Source organism: Burkholderia sp. ABCPW 14 (assembly GCF_001523835.1).
In the GTDB taxonomy this organism is placed as follows: domain Bacteria; phylum Pseudomonadota; class Gammaproteobacteria; order Burkholderiales; family Burkholderiaceae; genus Burkholderia; species Burkholderia mayonis.
Genome location: NZ_LOVS01000176.1, coordinates 24,501 through 45,574, shown reverse-complemented (window position 1 = coordinate 45,574; position 21,074 = coordinate 24,501). Strand labels below are relative to the sequence as shown.

Annotated in this window: 6 protein-coding genes and 1 pseudogene; 2 read left to right on the top strand and 5 right to left on the bottom strand. The window is 66.0% G+C overall.

The genetic code is table 11. The features are described from left to right. The 5 genes and pseudogenes from WS62_RS26905 to WS62_RS37005 form a co-directional block, all read right to left on the bottom strand. The coding region (locus tag WS62_RS26905; protein ID WP_156441157.1) for an AMP-binding protein at positions 1 to 2,624 on the bottom strand (2,624 nt) is incomplete at its 3' end. 28 nt (positions 2,625 to 2,652) lie between these two features. Next, positions 2,653 to 5,328 (bottom strand): lyase family protein, encoded by a 2,676-nt coding sequence (locus tag WS62_RS26900; RefSeq protein ID WP_066577383.1) that lies wholly within the window; start codon positions 5,326 to 5,328, stop codon positions 2,653 to 2,655. Between the two features lie 50 nt (positions 5,329 to 5,378). Then, positions 5,379 to 6,443, bottom strand: a complete 1,065-nt coding sequence (locus WS62_RS26895; RefSeq protein ID WP_066577381.1) for a cysteine synthase family protein — start codon at positions 6,441 to 6,443, stop codon at positions 5,379 to 5,381. A 4-nt stretch (positions 6,444 to 6,447) separates the two neighbouring features. Further along, a pseudogene (locus WS62_RS26890) lies at positions 6,448 to 7,308 on the bottom strand (GHMP family kinase ATP-binding protein); the annotation flags it as partial. A 773-nt stretch (positions 7,309 to 8,081) separates the two neighbouring features. Beyond that, positions 8,082 to 8,411, bottom strand: a complete 330-nt coding sequence (locus tag WS62_RS37005) for a hypothetical protein (protein ID WP_156441156.1) — start codon at positions 8,409 to 8,411, stop codon at positions 8,082 to 8,084. Positions 8,412 to 8,785: 374 nt separating this feature from the next. Here WS62_RS37005 and asnB point away from each other — a divergent pair, with 374 nt between their 5' ends. Both asnB and WS62_RS26880 read left to right on the top strand, forming a co-directional pair. Further along, the gene (asnB, locus tag WS62_RS26885; protein ID WP_066577380.1) at positions 8,786 to 10,711 is read left to right on the top strand and encodes an asparagine synthase (glutamine-hydrolyzing); all 1,926 of its coding nucleotides are present in this window, start codon (positions 8,786 to 8,788) and stop codon (positions 10,709 to 10,711) included. Between the two features lie 118 nt (positions 10,712 to 10,829). Then, the gene (locus WS62_RS26880; protein WP_066577379.1) at positions 10,830 to 21,074 is read left to right on the top strand and encodes a non-ribosomal peptide synthetase; all 10,245 of its coding nucleotides are present in this window, start codon (positions 10,830 to 10,832) and stop codon (positions 21,072 to 21,074) included.

The window sequence follows — 21,074 nt, the reverse complement described above, 5'->3', positions numbered from 1 at the left end:
ACGGGGGTGCCGACGACGATGTCGGCGCTGCCGGAGAGTCGAGCGAGGAAGGCGACGAAGGCGGCGTGGACGAGCATGAAGAGCGTGACGCGCCGGTTGCCGGCGAACTGCAGGAGTTCGCGATGCAGTGGGGCTTCGAGGCGCTGGACGAGCTGGCCGCTGCGATGGTCGGCGACGGCGGGACGGGGATGATCGAGCGGCAGGTTGTGGACGGCCGGCAGATCGCGCAACGCCGCGGTCCAGTAGGCGAGGTCGCGCGCGTGCGTTTCCGAGCGCGCGTCGGCGGACGCCGTGGACGCCGATGTCGCGTGGCCGGCGTCCGAGCTGCCGCGCGCCGCGCTCCAGCCCGATTCCGGCTCCGACAGGCGTGCGCGATCGAGCGTTCCGTCGAGCGCGAGAGGCAGCGCGGGCAGCACGACGATCACGTCGGGCACGAGCTCGGCGGGCAACGCGGCGCTTGCGTCGCGAATCAAATCGGGTACCGACAGGACGGCGCTCGCGCGCGGCGTGACGTAGGCGACACGCTCGTGACCGGTGTCGTCGTCGGTGCGCCGGACGATCGCGATCGCGTCGCCGACGCCGTCGCGCGTCGACAGCCAGGCTTCGACGCGCCGCGCGCCGCTCCAGGAACCGTAGCCGCGCTTCGGCGCGCTGGCGCGTCCGAGATATTCGACGATGCCGTCGGCGCGCCAGCGCGCGAGGTCGCCGGTGTCGCGCGGACCACCGTCCTCCAGGATTTCGAGACGACCGGATTCGCCGTGCGGCGCGTTCGTATCCTGTCGCGTCGGCGCTTGCGTGCGCGTGATGCGCGTATTGCCGATGTGCACGCGTCCGGCGACGCCCGGCGGCACGGGCCGATTGCGCGCGTCGAGGATCCGCAGCGTGACGCCGTCCGCCGGCCGGCCGAGCATGCATGTGTCGTCGAGGGACGGCCGTGGTGCGGCGCCGAGCGTCCAGGTGGCGACGGGGCCGACGGATGCGGTCGCGTTATAGAGCGCGACGACGCGCAATTGCGGATATTTCTCGAGCAACGGCGCGACATCGCGCGCATCCACCGGCTCGCCTTCCAGGAACACGTGCCGCACCCCCGACAATTCCCGATGCCGCTCGGCGTCGACGAGCGCATTGAAGAAGCTTGGAGCGACGTTCAACACGGTGATGCCGCGCCCGGCGATCTCGCGCAACACGGCGTGGGGATCGAAGCGCGCGTCGCTGAAATGCACCTGCGCGCCGATCAAAAGCGGCGTCAGGATGTGCTTTTGCGTCGCCGCCGTATCGAAGCTCGTCGTCACGAGGAAGCGGTCCGTCTCGTCGAGCGAGAACGCACGAGCGTACCCGCGCGCCGCGTCACGCAGGTTTCGATGGGTGGCGACGACGGCGCGCGCGATATCGCCGTCTGTCCGGCAAGCGACGAAAGCCGGGGTGTCGGGATCGACTGCCGCCGCATCGGCGGCATCGCCCGCATCGGCGGCATCGGCGGCGCCGAGCGGCGGTGCGTCCGACCGGACGCCTGCGTCATTGGCCGCATTCGCATCGAGCGTCAGTACCCGTGCGCCCAAGCCTTCGAGATACGGGGCGAGCGCCGTCTGCGTGAGCACCGCGTCGGGCGCGCAGTCGCGCAACCGCGCGCTCAGCTCCGCGGGCGGCCTGGCCGGGTCGAGGATCAGGTAGGCCGCGCCGGTTTCCAGCGCGCCCAGGATACCGGCGACCAGATCGGCTCCCGGGCCGGCGTAGATCGCGACGCGATCGAGCGGCCCGATGCCGAGTGCTCGTAGCTCTCGCGTGATGCCGGCCGCGCGATGCGCGAGGGCGGCGTACGGCGTCGTCGTCTCGCCGGATTGGACGGCCGGCGCGCCGGGAGCGGCGGACGCGCGCGCGTCGAACGCTTCGTGCGCGAGCGGACCGGCCTCATCGATCGCGGCGCCCGGTTCCCATTGTTCGAGCAGGCGTGCACGTTGCGTGGGAAGGAGCGGATCGAGATCGTCGAGCGGGGCGTCGGCCGTGCTCGCGCCGAGCTGCGACACGATCAGCAGCCACTGTTCGACGAATTCGTCGAGCGCCTGCCGGGAAAAGAGCCCGGCCGCGGCGCGGGCGACGACGCATGCATCGTCGCCCGCAATCGTGAACGCGATTGCGAGCTGGGTTGCCGGAAGCTCGTCGGGATCGGGCGCCGCATCCGTCGCCGCGATCAAGACGTGCGGCGGCGCATCGACCGGGCTGCCGCGATGCGAGAGCCAACCGTCGCTGTCCGCGAGCAATTCGCCGACGGTTTGCCGGCCGGGCGGCGTCGTCGACAATACGGAGCAAGTTGCCGCATGAACGTCGCGCGCCAGCGCGAGCGCCGAACCGCTCGCGGCATGGTCGGCGATCCGGGCGACTAGCGCACGCGCCGCCGCGACGAAAAGCGCCCGCGGATCGACCGACAGTCGCGCCGCCTGCTCGGCGAGCCGCGCGAGCCAGTCGCCGTCGAGCCCGCGGCGGCAATGCGGTTGCACCGCACAGGGCGTGCTCGGCAGCGCGCGCTCCAGGTCGAGCCAGGCGGGCTGCGCGGCAGGCGTCTTTCCGAGTCTCGAGATCAGCGCGCTTTTGAGGTTCGGCGCACCCGTTCGATTGATCGTGCTCATGAGTATTCTCTTTCGCGGGTAGGTCGGACTAGCTGCTGGCGAGTTGCTGCACCGCGAGCCGTCGCATCTGTTCCGCTTCGCGCCAGATATCCTGTTTGCGGCGAAAAGCGGCCTCGTCGTCGGCGAGCGCGTGGCATGCCCGCGCAACGCCGTGATTCAAGTCCGCGGCGCCGGGGCCGCCGCCGAAACGATGGCTCTGCGCCCAATGGAGCGGTCGGCGCGACACGAAGTCCGAATCGAGCGCAGCGAGCGCTTCGTAGCTCGTTCGCCCCTGCGCGAGGCTATCGCGTACCGCCTGCGCGACTTGCGTGTGCGCCGTGCGGAAATCGAGCGACCGGTGTGCGACGAGCGATTCCGACACCGCCATCGCGGCGACCGCGGTTTCCTTCAGATGGGCGTCGATCCGCTCGCTCGCCGCTTCGAGCCCGTCTATCAGCAGCGCGGCGATCGTCGCCGCCTCCTCGATCGCGGTGCATGCCTGCGCGATCAAGCCGTTCATCGGCGAGCCCGCTTCGAACGAATTCGTATAGGGTGTTTTCCCGAGCGTCGCCGTGCAGCTCGCAAGCGCGCCGAGCGGAACGCCCGCGCGGCTCTTGACGAATTCCACGAGGAACGGGTTCTTCTTTTGCGGCAGCATCGACGAGCCGCCCGTCAGCCCGTCGGGGAGCGACACCAGCGCGAACTCGGCCGTGGTCCAGATCTGCAGGTCTTGCGCGAGGCGCGAGAGCATCACGCCGATCGCGTTGGCTGCCGAGAGGAAATGGAGGACGCCGCTGCGATTGGCCACCGCATCGAGGCTGTTCGAAGCCGGCTGCTCGAAGCCGAGCAGCTTGCAGACGAGTTCCGGATCGATCGGCAAGCTCGTGCCGCCGCCCGCGCCGGCGCCAAGCGGGCACACGTCGACGTGCCGATAGAGCGCGAGAAGCGCGCGGCATTCGTTCGCGAGCGCTTCGTCGTACGCGAGAAACTGATGGGCGAAGGTGCCCGGCAGCGCCGGCTGGTACTGGCTGTAGATCGGAAACGCCTGATCGACGTTCGCCGACGCCTTGAAGACGAGGCTGCGCCGCAGATACCACAGCGCCTCGAACACGCGCGACGTCGCGTCGCGCAGATGCAGCTTCGTGGTGGCCGCGTTGATGTCGTTTCGCGATCGGCCGGTTTGCAGCACGCCGCCGACGCCGTCGCCGAGCGTCTCGATCAGGTAGCCCTCGACGAGCATGTAGAGGCCGCGCGGCCGCGGTCGCGCGAGGAGCGGCGCATAGCGCTCCGTTCTCAAGTGCTGGTGCGCGAGCAGCAGCGGCTTGATCCTGTCGAGTCCGATGACGCGCGTCGCGCCCAGCATGACGAGATGTGCTTCGTTCAGATCGAACAGATAGTCGAGATCCGCGAGCGGCGCGTCGTCGGCCGTGCCGCCGTACACGATCGCCTGCACGTGCGCCGGCAGTCCGGGTTTCGCGGTGTTTGGCGCGGTTGCGTTCGCCGTCGCGACAGCGCCGACGTCGATGTCGATGTCGATGCCGACGCGCAGTTCGGCGACCGCGCGCTCGGCGAGCGCTTCGACCGATTCGCGGTGGTCGCCCGCACAGACGATCGCGGCGATGCGGTCGCGGAAGCTGCCTTCGAGCCGAAGCGCGTCGCCCGGCCGCGCGATCGGATGGAAATGCTTGAGCTCGGGCGCCGCGGCGAGGTCGGGCGGCAGCGCGAGCGGGCCGCGCAGTACGCCCTCGCGTGCCGGCAGCGCGAAGCGGATCGCGCCATAGCGCTTCGCGGTGAGATCGGGAAAGACGGTGACGCCCAGCCACATGTCGAGTATGTGGTCGAGCAGATCGGCGTCGAACACCTCGCCGAGGAGGACTGGAATGAGCCCGCCCGCGAGCCGCGGATTGATCTCGATGATCGTGACGGCGTTGTCGCGCACGCGCAGCTCGGTGTGTGCGGGACCGAACGCGTAGCCGACTGCGTCGAGCGCTCGCAGCACGGTGCTTTCGATCCGTTCTCGCTGTCGGCTCGATAGCGGCGCCGGGTAGTCGTGACCGATTTCGACGAAAAGCGGTTCGGGCCCGAGACGTTTTTTGACGATGCCGACGATCTGCGTCTTCCCGTCGATCGTCAGCGTCTCGACCGAATACTCGTCGCCGTCGACGTAGGTCTGCGCAAGCGCCGCGTGCGTGCCGGCGCGGCGCAGCCTGTCGCAGTGCTCGAACACCTCGTCCGCGTTCTCGCACCGGCGCACGCCGACGCTGCCCGATCCCGTCCGAGGCTTGACGACGGCCGGATAGGCGAGCCCGTCCAGCGCGGGCGGCGCACCGGTGTCGAGCGTCAGTGCGAGCGTGTGCGGCGCGTCGATTCCGCGTTCGGCGAGCACCTCCGCGAGTCGTTTCTTGTCGCGACAGATGCGCGTCGCATGGGTGTTCGCGCTCGGCAGCCCGAGTCGCCGCGCGACTTCGCTTGCGACCTCGATGTAATACTCGGAAGACGAGAACACGGCGACGACGCCGCCGAGCGACGATACGAAGCCGTGAACGTCGTCGGCATCGCTCGTATCGATCGAAACCGTCACGACTCGAGTCGTGTCGAGAAACGGATATTTGTCGCGATTCGCCGTGAGGAAGTAGGGCGTGAGGCCGCGATGCAGCGCCTTGCGGATGAAGCGCTCGCCCGTGCCGGTCGTGTTGCTCTCGATGAAGACAAAGATGCCCGTCATGTTTTGTACAGAACGTCGGTGGGAAAGGATTCGAGCGTACGGCCCGAGCGTCACGCGCCGAGTGTCTGCAGGCTTTGCCGTTCGGCGAGCGGCTTGCGGCGCCAGTCGATGCAGCTCCATTCAGTCGCGGCGTCCACCTGGTCGAGCCGGTCGACGACGACGGGCGCGCGGCGCGGCGTGTCGGCGATCTCGTTGTTCGCTTTCAGCCAGCGCTCGTCGAAGATCGTGTCCTGATAGCGGTAGCCCGTATCGGGCGCGATGAACAAGAACTTGCGCTCGGGGTGCCGGGCGGCCTCGTAGTGCGCGACCCGATAGGCGGCGCCGCTCGTCGGGCCACAGAAGAGACCATGGCGCGCGTGCAACTCGATCGCCGCGAGGTTCGCCTGCGGGCTCGTCAGCCAGTGGACCTCGTCGAATTGCGTGTGATCGAGAATCTTCGGCATGACGCTGTTGCCCAGGCCGCGGAGCGTGCGCTTGCCGTCCGGCAAACCGAACAGCACGCTGTTGAAGGTATCGACGCCCGTCACGCGGATTCGCTCGCTGCGGCGCCGCAGGTGCGTCGCGAGGCCGACCGACGAGCCGCCCGAACCGACGCATGCGACAAGTTCGAACTCCGGTCCCGCCTCCGCGAGCAGCGTTTCGGCCAGTGGGCGGTACGCGTCGGGATTCTGCGGATTGTCGTATTGGCGAACCCAGAACGCATTCGGATGCTCGTCGAGCAATTGCGCGATCCGTGCCAGCCGCAGGCGCTGGTAGGCGCCGAGCGCGTCGGGCTTTTCGATGATGTCGATTTCCGCGCCCAGATTGCGCAGCATGCCGCGCAACTTCGGATCGATCGCCGGATCGCCGACGATTCTCAGCCTGAGTCCCTGTTCACGGCATACCACGGCGAGACCGAGCGCGAAATTGCCGCTCGACGATTCGATGACGAGCGAGTCGCGGTTGATTCGGCCGTCGCGCAGCGCCTGCTCGATGATGTGCTTGGCCGGAATGACCTTCATGACTTCGAGCGCGACGGCGTAGAGATTGGGCGAGATCTGGACGATTCGCGGTTCCGCCATCGCGTCGGATACTTTCTCCTGCGTTTTTCTGCTCGATGCTGCGTCGTATGTCATGAGCTCACCTGGTGAAAAATCGCGAAATGGGTTGGCGAAGCGTTTCCCGAAGCGTGCGTTCCGCTTGGGCGATCGTGTCGAGCGCATCCGGGCGCGCCGCATCGAAACACAGGCCGATGAAGGTGCCGCTGTGACAGTTGACGATGCCGTGCGCGCCGACGTCGACCATCAGCGCCTCCAGTTGCTGCAAGGTCCGCTTCGGGTTGCGCTTCTGATGGAGCTGAGTGCTGAGCGTCGCGGCGCGGCCGATCTCGCGGACATCGCGGCTGGAAATCGCGGCGTCGACGTCGGCGAGCAGGGTGGCGTACTGGCTCGTCTCTTCGTCCGAGAAGTCGAAGCGATGGCGGTTGTAAGCGACCGTGTCGATCATCCCGCCTTCGTCGATCGCGAGAATGCAGATCTTCGGCAGCTTGCCCATCACCTTGCTCAGTTCGACCTTGCGATGAAAGAACGCGACCGATTCGTCGAACATCACGCCGTCGGTCGGTTCGATCTCGCGGATGATCGCGCACATGTCGGCGACCGCGAGCTCGATGTCGAAATGAGCGGCGAGCGCGCGCAGCGTCGAGACGATGTCGGCGGACGAACTCGCGAGTCCTTTGCCTTCCGACACGGCGCTGCAAATTTGCAGGATGCCGCCCGTTCGGATTCGGAACCGCTCGAGAAAGAGCTGCGCCGCCTTCAGCGACTTCTTCTTGCTTGCGGGAAAGACGTAAAGGCGATCGGAATGCCGGAATCGGCAGAACCTCGCGGTCGACGTCAGCGTGATCGGAAACGTGATCAGGAAATCGTTCCCCGATATTGGCTCGCGCCCCTGAACCAATTCGCCGAACGTGGCGGGCGCGTTGCCGGTCGAAAAAAAACGTTCGGCCGATGAACTCGTCTTTCCGGAATGCGGTTTGCCGGAATTTCCGGAAAACCGGTTGCCGTGTCTATTAATGAGTGCGTTGGCAATATTGACCGACCGGTCGCTGGTGATTTCCTCTCGGGCGTGCGGTACATGAGCAGGGCGCTTGACCGGTTCTATCGCGTACATTGGGTTCGTCAATCCGAAAAAAAACGTGCGTGATCTGCCACATCAATAAATGTGGATGGAAATCCAAACACTCGTTTTAAGTGACGCAAGCTATCCGGTCAATATCCGTGTGTAGCTACGCATGCTGATGCGAATGCATATCGATATGAATGATGTGCAAATAAGGATTGCGCGCGTGATATTCAATGCACCCGGTGCGCCGCCGTGATTTCGTTCGCGACGGCGCATGCTGATTGAGGAGACTTCAGCCAGTGAGTCACATTTTTCACGTTTGCCCGTGGTACACAAATTCCGATTCATCCGGCGACCGTCCTTCAAAGTATGCAGACATATTCAGGGAAATCCGGTGAAGCCTAGATACTTGTGCTCGACGATGCGGCGAGCGGGCGATGCAAACAGCGAATCGTCTTCGATGGCGGCGATGCGGGCGGGTGGTGCGGTGCGCATGGCGATTCCGGCTGCTTCGTCTTAAGGGCGATTGCAGTCGGCGTCGAGCGCGTCGGCCCGGTTTCCGGCAGTGCGTCGGGCGCGCATCGATGCCGTGCCGTCGGACTCGAAGGATCGAAAGCGGTTTCGATCGATGGTGCGATGCGATACAAAATTTACCGCGATGCTGCATGGCTGCGAGCATAAGCTCGAGCGATGGAAAAATACTCCATCAAACTTGATTGCTTCAGAGTGGATAAGCACTGCAATTCACTCTGGTAGCGAAACGTACCTGTAAAGCAATCGTTAGTCAAGCTGTTAAACGAAGTGCGCCGGAGTTCATCGATAGCAAGCAGTTCGTCGATCAATCGACGATTTTCGATGGTGATTGGCCTGGCGAATTTTGCAATCGTTTCCATATTATTTGGTCGCAAAAATAGAAGGCAATAAAAACAAAACTGTGCGGCGCATTGAATCGGAATTCCATCCAAAAGAGGCTGATTCACATTGGAGCCTGTCGTTGTCGATCGGTGCATCCAGCGTGAATCGTGTTTCCCGGATCGAAATATTACGCTATGCTTGCGCCCTGAGATTCTTGGTGCGATTAGAAAAATACTCGGTTCATTCGTTTAAATCTGTCATCAAAGAAAATTTCATGTTTCGGTAGGCGGTTGTGAACGGAAAAGAATGAATGTCGCCCGATCGAGAGTCATGGATCACGGCGATGCGCGGAGGTTGACGAAGACGCCATGCGTGATCCGTATCGGATCGTCATGCGCGTCGTTGCGTCGTCGCCGCGCGTTCGTGGCGGGGATCGTCCCCCGCGTTCTGCGGTGCCTGGCAGGACCGTCCCACCTTCACCACGGAGCTGAAGCCCGTCATGTGTGGAATCGTTTCAATCTTCGACCGGAAAGCGCCGGTCGATGCCTCGACGCTGCAACGCGCAGTCGATACGCTCGTGCATCGCGGTCCGGAAAAAACGGGCCTGTGGCTGTCGTCCGACGCCCGCGTCGGTCTTGCGCACGCGCGTCTCGGCCTCGTCGATCTCGTGACGGGCGATCAGCCGATCGTCAGCCAGCGAGGCAACGTGATCGTTGCGAACGGCGAAATCTACGGTCATCGCGAATGGCGTCGAGCGTTGCGGCGCGAAGGTTGGCAGTTCAAGACCGATAGCGATTCCGAAGTGGCGCTCGCCCTCTATGAGCGATACGGCATCGATTTCGTCGAGCGGTTGCGCGGCGAGTTCGCACTGGCCATCTGGGACCGCGATGCGAACCAGCTTCTGTGCGTGCGCGACCGGTTCGGCATCAAACCGCTCTATTTTCATGAGAGCGACGGGCGGATTCTGCTGGCTTCCGAGGTGAAAGCGTTGCTTGGAGCAGGCGTCGCGGGCCGGTTGAGTCGCGAGCAATACGTCCAGCATCTGCTTCTCATCAAGCCGCAAGACGCGACGCTGTTCGATGGCATCAAGCAGGTTGCGCCGGGATGTATGGTGATCTGCTCGGAAGGCAGGACGGTCGTCAAGCGTTATTGGGATCTCGATTACCCGCGTCATCCGCAATGGCGCGACGACGCGCGCTCGCGCTCGCGCGCTGCCGAAGTGCTCGCCGAGCACGTCGCCGACGCGATCGAGACGCGCTTGCACGCGGACGTGCCGATGGGCCACTACTTGAGCGGCGGGCTCGATTCGTCGTCGGTGCTCGGCGTCGCGGCGAAGCGGCTCGGTCACCGGCTCACTGCGTTCAACGTGCAGTTCGACCATGCGGATTACGACGAGAGCGCCGTGGCGAGGGACACCGCGGAGTCGTTCGGCGCGGAATTCCTGACGGTTGCCGTCGATTCCGCCGATTTCGCGGACCACCTCGAGCAGGTCGTCTGGCATGCGGAAAGCATCGGCATCAACTCGAACGCCGTCGCGCGCTATCTGCAAAGCCGCGCGGTGCGGGACGCGGGGTTCAAGGCGGTGCTGTCGGGCGACGGCGCCGACGAGCTGTTCTATGGCTACAACTTTCATCAGATCGACTATCTGCTGTCCGGCTATGCGGGCGACGAGCCGGCGCGGCTCGCGACGTTCCGCGCCGAGCAGGCGGCCGGCAAGCTGAGCGCGGCGATTCCGCCGTGGTTTCAGCCGACGGGCAATGGCTTTGCGAGCCGGTTGCTCGGCGCCACGCCGGCGTGGCTGTCGATCGTGCTGAACAGCCGCGCGGCGCTGAGGGACTCGCTGCTGCACGCCGATCTGAAGCGCGACGTCACGCCCGATCTTCTCGTGTCGAACTTGATCGATCGCCTGCCGATCCGCGATCAGCTTCACGACCGGCATCCGGTACAGCAGTCGATGTATCTGTGGTGCAAGTCCATTCTGTGCAATCAGATCCTGTTCGCCGACCGCCTCGACATGGCGCATTCGGTCGAAGTGCGCATGCCGCTGCTCGACCATCGGCTGTTCGAATTCGTGCGAACCCTTCCCGTGTCGTGGTTCTTTCGCGACGGCGAGGAAAAAAGCCTCTTTCGCGACGCGATGAAGCCCTACCTGACGGAGCGGGTGTATCGGCGCGTGAAGCAGCCGTTCCTCGCGCCGCCCTCAACGCTTCAGCGAAACGGCAAGCTGTTCGCGCTGATCCAGGACATCGTTCACTCGCGGCGCCTCGCGCAATTGGGATTGTTCGACCGCGCGCAGCTCGAGCGCCTGTCCGGGCTGCTGTCGGACGGCAACGAATCCGACCTGTCGAAGCTCGAGATTCCGCTGATGCTGATTGCGACTTCGTATTTCCTTTGCAAGCGCTTCGATCTTTCGATCGTCGACTAAACCCGGCTCGATTCGCGACGCGGCATGAATGCCGACGGCACGTGACGCACGGCCGCCGCGCGCCGCGGAGCGTATCCGTTCCGATCCACCGTTTTTCTTTCACGCCTGACCGACAGACATGACGACTACCGATCTCGACAAATCGCAGCAGGCCGGCACGATCGTTCACGTACTTCAGCGACATGCCGACGAGCGTCCCGATGCGCTCGCTTATCACTTCATCGAAGTTCCCGAAACGGGGGCGGGGCCGCAGTTCACCTATCAGCAGCTCGACGAGCGCGCGCGGCGAGTCGCCGCCTATTTGCGGCAACATGCGAGCGAGAACGAGCGCGTGCTGTTGTTCTTCCCGTCGGGACTCGAATACATCGCCGCCTTTCTCGGCTGCCTGTACGCGGGCGTGATCGCGGTGCCGCTCTATCCGCCCCGGCGCGGAGAAAAGCTCGACCGCATCGCGCACGTCGTGCGCGATTGCGGCGCGCGGTACGCGTTCGGCGACGGCGAGGCGGTGGCGAAGGCGAGCGAGTGGTTCTCGGGCGAGATGGGCGGCGCGCTGGCGGCAGCGATCAGCCTGCTGTCGATCGACGCCGCGGCGGCCGTCCAGCCGATGCCGGCAAGCGCATATCGGCGCGCGGCGGCCGACATTGCGTTTCTCCAATACACGTCCGGGTCGACGGGCGAGCCGAAGGGCGTCGCGGTGAGTCACGGCAATCTGATCGCGAATCAGATCGCGATCGCGGCGGGATTCGGGTCGTGCGACGGCGACGTCTGCCTGAACTGGCTGCCGCTCTATCACGACATGGGGCTGATCGGCACGACCTTGCACCCGCTTTATCACGGGTACCCGTCGCACATCATGTCGCCGGCCGCGTTCATCAAGGACCCGCTGTCCTGGCTCGAGAACGTCACGCGTTTTCGCGCGACGGTCGCGGGCGGGCCGGATTTCGGCTATCGGCTCTGCGCCGAGCATGCGGCCCGCAGTCCGGAGCGGGCCGGCGCGCTCGACTTGTCGAGCTGGCGCATCGCATTCAATGGCGCGGAACCGGTGCAGGCGGAGTCGATGAGGCGCTTCGCGCAGACGTTTTCGCGCGTGCGGTTCGATTCGCGCGCATTCTATCCTTGCTATGGCCTTGCCGAAGCGACGCTTTTCGTGACGGGCGGGGCGCCGGGCGGAGCATTTCATGCGCTGGCGTTCGACCGTCCCGCGCTGACGCTAGGCCGCCTCGAGCCGGCCGGCGATGCCGCGACCGCCGAGCTGGTGTCGTCCGGGCGCTGCGCGGCGGGTCACGAACTGCGCATCGTCAACGATTTTCGCGAAGCGGCCGAAGGCGAGATCGGCGAGATCTGGGTGAGCGGTCCCAGCATTCCGTCCGGCTACTGGAACAAGGATGCGACCAACGCCGACGTGTTTCGCGCGCGCCTCGCCGGGCCGGGGCCGGCGTCTTCGGGCTTCCTGCGTACGGGCGATCTCGGCTGCGTCATCGATGGCGAACTGTTCGTGACCGGACGCAGCAAGGATCTCGTCATCGTCAATGGCCGCAATTACTATCCGCAAGACCTCGAAATGGCCGCGGGCGCGAGTGATCCGGCATTGCGCGAAGGCTGCACGGCCGCATTCTCGATCGACGGCGACGGCGATGCGCGCGTCGTCGTCGTGCAGGAAGTCGACCGGCGCTTCGTGAAGACGATCGATGTCGATGCCGCCGCACGGGCGATCCGCACGGCGATCGCCCGCGCATGCGACGTCGCCGTCGACGAGATCGTGCTCATTCAGCCGGCGAGCATCCCGAAGACGTCGAGCGGCAAGATCCGCCGCCGCGAAACGCGTGCGCGCTACCTCGACGGCACGCTGCTTCAGGTCGGCCGCGACGTGCGTTCGGCGAGCGGCGCGCCGGCGGCATCCGGGCAAGATCTCGATGCGCTCTGGCCGCGGATTGCGGGGTCCGATGCGCCGAGCGTCGATGAGCGTGTGACGGACGTCGTGCTCGCGCTGCGGCGCGCGGTTGCGCTGCTGACCCGGCAAGCGACCGATGCGATCGGCGCCGATCTTCCGCTTGCTGGGGCGGGACTGAATTCGATCGGTGTCGTGCGGCTGCAGGGCTTGATCGAGAAACATCTGGGCGCGCATGTCGGGCTCGACGACCTGTTCGGCGCGGCGAGCATCGCTGAGCTGGGCGCACAGATCGTCCGGGCGGGCGCCGCGGCGCCCGCTGCGCCGCGCGCGGCAGCGGGCGCGAAAGAGCGCGAGTTCGCACTGTCGCCGAACCAGCAGCAGCTCTGGTTCCTGCATCAATTCGACCCGGATCGACACGACTACAATCTGGCGCTGCTGATCGAATGCCGGCCGGCGCTCGCGTCCGATGCGCTGCAGGCAAGCGTCGCGCGCGCGTGTGCGCGGCACCCGATCCTACGGACGCGTTACCGCGCGGAGGACAGCCGCAACGTGCAGACAGTCGAGCCGGCGCTGCCCGTCGATTTCGTCGAAATCGATCCGCAGGGGCTCGATGACGCTGCGCTGATCGAGCGCTTCGGCGACGAAGCGCTGCGACCGTTCGATCTCGAGCGCGGATCGGCGTTGCGGATACGCGTCGCGCAGCGTGACGGCGAGCGGACGTGGTTGCTCGTCAACCTGCATCACATCGCGTCCGATTTCTGGTCGATGTCGCAGCTTGTCGAGGAGATCGTCTCGGAGGCGGCGGGAGGTGAGCCGACCGCCGATCCGGAGCGCGACTACCAGGACTGGTGCCGCGAGCGCGACGCCTATGCGCGCAGCGCCGCCGCGCTCGAGGACCGCCGGTACTGGCGATCCGTGCTGGGCGAAAACCGTGCGGATTCGGCGCTCGGCTCGGTATTCGAGCCGAGCGCGGAACAGGCGCGCGGCGCTGCGGACGTCGCGCCAAGTCCCGTCAATTTCCAGATCGGCGAGACGCTCGCGAAACGGGTCGAAGCATTCGCGCGGCGCTCGGGCCGCACGCTCAACGCGGTCTATCTGGCCGCATTCCAGTTGCTGCTGCATCGCCGAAGCGGCGCCGAACACCTCGCGATCGGCACGCTCGCCGCCGGTCGCACGCATTGGGCATACGCGCGCACGCAGGGCTATTTCGTCAATCCGCTCGCGCTGCATACGGCCTATCGCGACGATGCGACATTCGCGGCGTTCCTTTCGCAGTCGGCGGATAACCTCACCGCCGCGATTGCGCACCAGGCGTATCCGTTTGCGCTCCTCGTCAACGAGCACGCGTCGAAGAGCCGCGCCGACCGGCATCCGTTCTTCCAGGCGCTGTTCGTGATGCAACAGTCGAACGGCCGGCACGGCGCCGAGGCGCTTGCGATCAAGGGGGTGAGCAGTGAAATCGAGATCGGCCCGGTTACGGCGCGTTCGCTGCCGTTGCGCTCGGCGCCTTCCCAGTTCGAGCTCGCATTGACGATGGCGCCCGCCGAGCGCGGGATCGAAGCGATGCTCGAATATGGCGCGGCGCTTGCGACGCGCGACCGCATCGTCGCGTTCGCGAACGAATACCTGCAGTTGCTCGACGCGCTGCTCGACGCGTCCGACGCGCCGCTGCGCACGTTCGAGCTCGGGGCTGCGCCGGCCGCGATCGACGCGCCGTCGGTCGCCCGGACTGTCGATCGCGCGGCGGCGCCCGTGCCGCTCGCGCAATGCCATTCGCTGATCGAAGGATTCGAGCAGCAGGTGCGAAGCGGTCCGGAGCGCGTTGCGCTCACTTACGGCGAATCGTCGCTCACCTATCGCGAGCTGGACGAGCGCGCGGCGCGGCTCGCGCGCTCGCTGGCCCCCCGGATGCGGCGCGACGGGCCGACGACGGTTGCGGTGCTGCTGCATCGCGGCGTGGATGTGGTCGTGAGCATCCTTGCCATTCTGAAGGCGGGCGGCACCTATGTGCCGCTCGATCCGCACTCGCCGGCGGAGCGGCTCGGCTTCATTCTCGAAGACGCGCAGCCGAGCGTGCTCGTCACGTCCACGGCGTTCGGCGATTTGCTGGACAAGCTGCCGTCCGTCGAGGATCGCGCCGTCCTGCTCGTCGACGCGCCAGCCGACCCGACGCACGATGCGGCGGACCGCGCGCCGACGGCGGCGCGTGCGCTGCGCCGCGACGATTGCGCCTACGTGATCTTCACGTCCGGCACGACCGGGCGGCCGAAGGGCGTGCAGGTCACGCACGACAACGTGCTGCGCCTTTTCACGTCGTCCGAGCCGGAATACCGCTTCGACGAACGCGACGTGTGGACCTTGTTCCATTCGATCGCATTCGACATTTCGGTCTGGGAAATGTGGGGGGCGCTGCTCTACGGCGGCAGGATCGTCGGCGTACCGTACGAAATCTCGCGCTCGCCCGATGAATTCCACGCGCTTTGCGCGCGCGAGCACGTGACGGTGCTCAACCAGACGCCGAGCGCGTTCAAGTATTTCATCGCGGCCGATCTGCGGCGCAGCGACCGTCTGAGCGCGCTGCGTCTCGTGATCTTCGGCGGCGAGACGCTCGTGTTCGGCAGCCTCAAGGATTGGTTCCGCAAGTACGGCGACGCGCAGCCGCGCCTCGTCAACATGTACGGGATCACCGAGATCACCGTGCACGGAACCTACCGGCCCGTGACGTGCGCGGATCTCGACGCACCGGGCAGCATGATCGGCCTGCCGCTGCGCGATCTGTCGATCGTCCTGCTCGACGAGGACCGCAGGCCGGTCGCGGACGGGGAGGTCGGGGAGATTTACGTCGGAGGGCGGGGCGTTGCGCTCGGCTATCTGCGAAACGAGGCGCTCACGCGCGAGCGCTTCATCGATCTCGACATCGAGCCGGGAGCCGGCGCCGGACGCTACTACAAGAGCGGCGACCTCGCGCGTAAGGTCGGCGAAGCCGATTACGAGTACCTGGGCCGCAAGGACCAGCAGGTGAAGATCAACGGTTTCCGGATCGAGCTCGGTGAAATCGAGGCGGCGCTCACGCGCTTCGACGGCATCCGCGACGCCGTCACGCTCGCGAGCCGGCCGCACAAGCCGCGCAACGTCATCGCGCCGGCGCCGGCTGGCGAAGGAGCGGGAGCGATCACGGAGATTCGGCAACTGATCCGCGCGGTATCGACGCCGCAACCGGACGACGAGCAGACCAAGCTCGTTTCGTACATCGTCTGCGATGCATTGCCGGACGTTCAGGCGCTGTATCGCCATCTGTCGGAGCGGATACCCGATTACATGATGCCGTCGGCCGTACTGCCGATCGACGCGATTCCGCTGAACCAGAACGGCAAGGTCGACGCGAAGGCGCTCACGCAGCGGGCGGACGGCGCGATCCCGCTGCGCGCGGCCTACGTCGCGCCGCGCACGGACGAGGAGAAGCTCCTTTGCAAGCTGTATGCCGAGGTGCTGGAAAAGCCGCGCGTCGGCGTCAACGACGGCTTCTTCGAACTCGGCGGCGATTCCATCCGCATCATCCAACTGCGCAGCCGCGCGCTGAAATCGGGCTTGCAGATCAGCGTCCAGGACGTGTTCCGGCTGCAGACGCCCGCCGCGCTCGCCGCCGTCACGAAGATATCGGCCCAACTGCCCGAGCGGCCGCGCGTTGCCGCATTCGCCCAATTGAGCGACGACGAGCGGCGCCAGTTGCCGGCGGACGCGGTCGACGCCTATCCGCTCGCGCGCCTCCAGGAAGGCCTGCTGTTCCATTCACAATTCGGCGACGACATCGCGATGTATTGCGATATCTTCGAATTCAGGCTGCGGGCGCGCTACGACCTGCATGCGTTCGAGCAAGCGGTCGCGGCATTGATCGAGCGTCATCCGATTTTCCGGACGTCGTTCCATCTCGGCGAGTTCGAGCGGCCGCTGCAGATCGTCCACGCGCACGCGGCGTCCGTCGTCGACGTGTTCGATTACCGCGACATCGACGACGCGCGCAAGAAGCCGCGCTACGAAGCCTGGCTCGACGGCGAAAAGCGCCGCCCGTACGACGTCGCGCGCGCGCCGCTGTTGCGTTTTTCGCTGCATCGCTGGACGGACGACGAGTTCGTGTTCACGATGTCGTTTCACGACGCGCTGCTCGACGGCTGGAGCGAATCGTCGGCGGTGTCGGAAATCCTGCGCAACTACGTGAGTCTCGTCGGCGAAGGCGCGCTGCCGCAGCAGCCGGAGCTGCACACGCGCTTCTCCGATTACGTTTTGCTGGAACAGGAAACCATTGCCGACCCGGCGGTGCGCGCGTTCTGGGAAAGCGAGCTCGAGGATTTCCGGCCGACGCGGCTTCCGTGCTTGCAGGAAGCACGCGCGGATGCCGAGCGCAATCCGATGCGCTTTCACGCGGTCGATTTGCCGGCGGCGCTGTCGAACGGCCTGAAGGCGCTGGCCGCGCGTCTCGGCGTATCGGTCAAGCACGTGCTGCTGGCCGCGCATGCGTCGGTCATGAGCTTCGTGAGCGGCGAGTCGGACGTTGTCCTCGCGGTCGAGTCGAACGGTCGTCTCGAAGACGGCGATGGCGAGCGCGTGCTCGGCACCCATCTGAACGTCGTGCCGTGGCGTGTGCAACTGGGCGACGAAACCTGGTCCGATCTCGTCAAGCGCATCCGCGACAAGGAATCCGCGCTGCAGGCATATCGCCGCTATCCGTATCAGGAAATCCAGCATTTGAAGGGCAATGAACCGCTCTTCGACGTGAGCTTCAATTACACGCATTTCCACGTCTACGAAGAACTGGAGCAACTCGCGGGAGTGAGCGTCGTCGATGCGAAAGCGTATATCCAGACGCACTTCGCGCTGCGCGTCGAGTTCAACCAAGATCCGTTCACGAAACATCTGACGCTCGATCTCGAAGCGAACCTCGACGCACTGCCGCTCGAGCGCCTCATCGCGATCGGCGGCTATTTCCGCCGGGCACTCGAGGCGATCGTCGCGGTGCCCGACGAGCATTTCGCGGCGCGTGCGCTGCTCGGCGACGACGAGGCGGCTGCGGAGCGTCGTGCGGCGGCGGGCGTCGCGACCGAACGGCGCTCGGGCGCGGAAGGGCTGTATGTCGCGGCGTTCGAGCGCCGCGCAAGCGAATGGCCGGATCGCGTCGCAGCCGTCGACGCGTCGCGCTCGATCAGCTACCGCGCGTTGTCGGACGCGAGCAGGACGGCGGCCGCGCAGCTGCGCGCGCGCGGCGTGCATCCGGGCGATATCGTGGCGCTGCTTGCCGACCGCTCGATCGACTACCTGACGGCGATGCTCGCGGTCTGGCGGGTCGGCGCGGCGTTCGTGCCGCTGCCGGACGGGCCGGCCGAGCGGATCGACGCACTGCTCGAGCGCGCACGGGCGGCACATCTCGTCGTCGCACGCGAGCACGCGGGCGTCGCCGAGCGTCTTCGCGGCGGTGTGGCCAGGATCGCGCTCGATGCGCTTGCCGAGCCGGCCGACGCGGATTCGATGCGAGCGTGTGCGTTCGAGACGCCCGCCGACGCGCTTGCCTACGTGATTTTTACGTCCGGATCGACGGGCGAGCCAAAGGGCGTGATGATCGACCACGGCGGGATGATCAATCACATGGAGGCGAAGATCGAGGATCTCGACATCGGCGCGGGAGACGTCGTGTCGCAGGATGCCGCGGCCACCTTCGACATCTGCCTGTGGCAATTCTGCGCGCCGCTTATCGCGGGCGCGCAGGTCAGGATCTACGAGGACGCCGTCGCGAAAGATCCGGCAAGGCTGCTGGAGCGCATCGTCTCCGACGGGGTGTCGATTCTCGAAGTATCGCCGTCCGTGCTCAGCACGATGCTGCTCGTGCGAGCCGCGCAGTCCGACGAACCGGCGACCGCGCTCGGCACGTCGGCGCTGCGCTGGGTCGTGTCGAGCGGCGAGACGCTGCAACCGTCGCTCGTGCATCAGTTGCGCGCGGTGCATCCTCGCGTCGGCGTCCTGAACATGTGGGGCGCGACGGAAACCTCCGACGACTGCACGCATTACAAGGTGCCGTTCGACTTCGACGAGCACGCGCCGAAGATCTCGATCGGGCGGCCCATCAAGAACACAGCCGTCTACGTGCTCGATCCGTGGCGGCGCGCGGTGCCGGCCGGCACGCCCGGTGAGCTGTACGTGGGCGGCGTATGCGTCGGGCTCGGGTACCTGAACGATCCGGAACGCACGGCAGCCGCGTACTCGTCCCAGGAAATCGCATTTGCCGGCTCGCGTCGCCTCTATCACAGCGGCGATCGCGGATTTCGCGCCGCGAACGGCGAGCTGTTCTTCATCGGCCGCCGCGACAATCAGGTGAAGATCCGCGGCCATCGCATCGAGATCGGTGAAGTGGAGGCCGCGCTCAATCGCGAACCGTCGGTGCAGGAAGCGGTCGTCCTCGCGCTGCCGGACGCGACAGGGCAACTGTCGCTCGCCGCGTGGGCCGTACCCGCGGATTCCGGCGTGCTCGCGGGCGGCGGCGCGAAGCGCGCCTGGGTGTCGGCGCTGCGCAAGCAGGCGAAGCTCAGGCTGCCGGCCTACATGATCCCGGACGTGATCGTTCCGCTCGACCGGCTGCCGAAGAACGTCAACGGCAAGGTGGACCGCAAGGCGCTCGAGTTGCCGGACGACGCGGAAACCTTCGAGCAGCTCGAGATCGTCGCGCCGGGCAACGACGCCGAGGCTTTCGTCGTCGATCTGTTCCGGCAGATTCTGAAACGTCCCGCGATCAGCGCCGACTGGCGCTTTTTCGATATCGGCGGCAATTCGCTGCTCGCGACGCAGGTCGTCTCGCGGGTGCGCAGGCACTTCAGGATTGATTTGCCGATCCGCGCGCTGTTCGAGCACGACACGGCGATCTCGTTCGGTGCGGCGATCGCCACCGCGCAGGCCGCGGCGCTGCGGGAAGACTCGGTCTCGCCGCAGGTGCGCCCCGCGCACATTCCGCTGTCGTTCAACCAGGAGCGGCTCTGGTTCCTCGACAAGATCGACGCTTCGCAGCGCGCGTATGGCTCGCACTTCGCGCTGCGGATCGACGGGCCGCTGGATATCGAGACGCTCGCGTGGGTGTTCCAGCGGGTGACGGATCGTCACGACATCCTGCGAACCTGCTTTGCGACGTTCGACAATCAGCCCTGTCAGGTCGTGGCCGCCGAGATGGCGTTCCCGTTGGCCGTGAAGGATCTGTCCCGCGACAGCGCCGCCGCCCGGCGCGATTCGCTCGACAAGGCGATCGAAGCCGAACTGAGCCGGCCGTTCAGGCTCGACGCGCTGCCGCTGTGCTCGGCGACGGTCTACCGGCTGTCGGAAAACGAGCACGTGCTGCTTTGGCGCAACCATCACATCATTGGCGACGGTTGGTCGGCGGGCGTGATCCTGCGCGAGATCGAGCAGCTTTATCCGGCGCGGCGCGACGGGCGAGCAGCGGAGCTGACGCCGCTGCCGATTCAATTCGCCGACTACGCGATCTGGCAGCGGCGCTTCGCGCAGTCCGAGCCGTTCAAGCGCCAGCTCGATTTCTGGCGCGACTATCTCGACGGTTATGCGGGCGCGCTGCAATTGCCGACCGATTTCGAGCGCCCGGATCAACCGACCTTCGACGGACGGCGGATCGCGGTCGAGCTGCCCGCCGGGCTCGTCGAACGCGTTCACGCGTTCTGCAAGGCGTCGAAATCGACGATGTTCGTGTTCCTGCAGTCCGCGCTGGGTCTGCTGCTGTCGCGCTATGCAAAGCAGAGCGACCTCGTGCTCGGCACGGCCGTCGCGAACCGGTCGCGCATCGAGACCGAGCCGCTCATCGGCTTCCTGACCAACACGCTGCCGGTGCGGTTGCGCTTCGATGCATCCGATAGCTTCGCCGCACATCTTGCCCGCGTGCGCGACGATGTCTTGAACGTGTTCGACAATCAGGACGTGACCTTCGCGCATCTCGTGCAGATGACGGTCAAGGAGCGCGACCCCCGCGTGAATCCGCTCGTGCAGGTGATGTTCGTGCTGCAAAACGAAGATCTGTCGATGCCGGACATCGGCGGGCTGCGTGTCGCGCCGATCGAGATCGACCGCGCCGCGTCGATTCTCGACGTGCTGTTCGATCTGCGGGAGGAGGGCGACGCGGTCGTCGGCCACGTCGAATACAACGTCAACCTGTTCCGGGAGTCGACGATCCGCTTGCTGTGGGCGCATCTGTCGAACCTGATCCGGGCGATCGTCGGTGGGGGCGACGTGCCGGTCTCGCAACTGAGCTCCCTCGGCGACGAGGAGCTGCAAGTGTTGACGCAAGCGTGGCGCGGCCTGCAGCACGGCCGCAGCGAGATCCAGTTCTGGCATCGCGAGGCCGCGCAAACGCCGCATTGGGACGCCTACCTGGAAGCGGCCGAGCGCGGCGAGATGCTGATGAGCGCGTACATGGCGATCTCGGAGTATTGA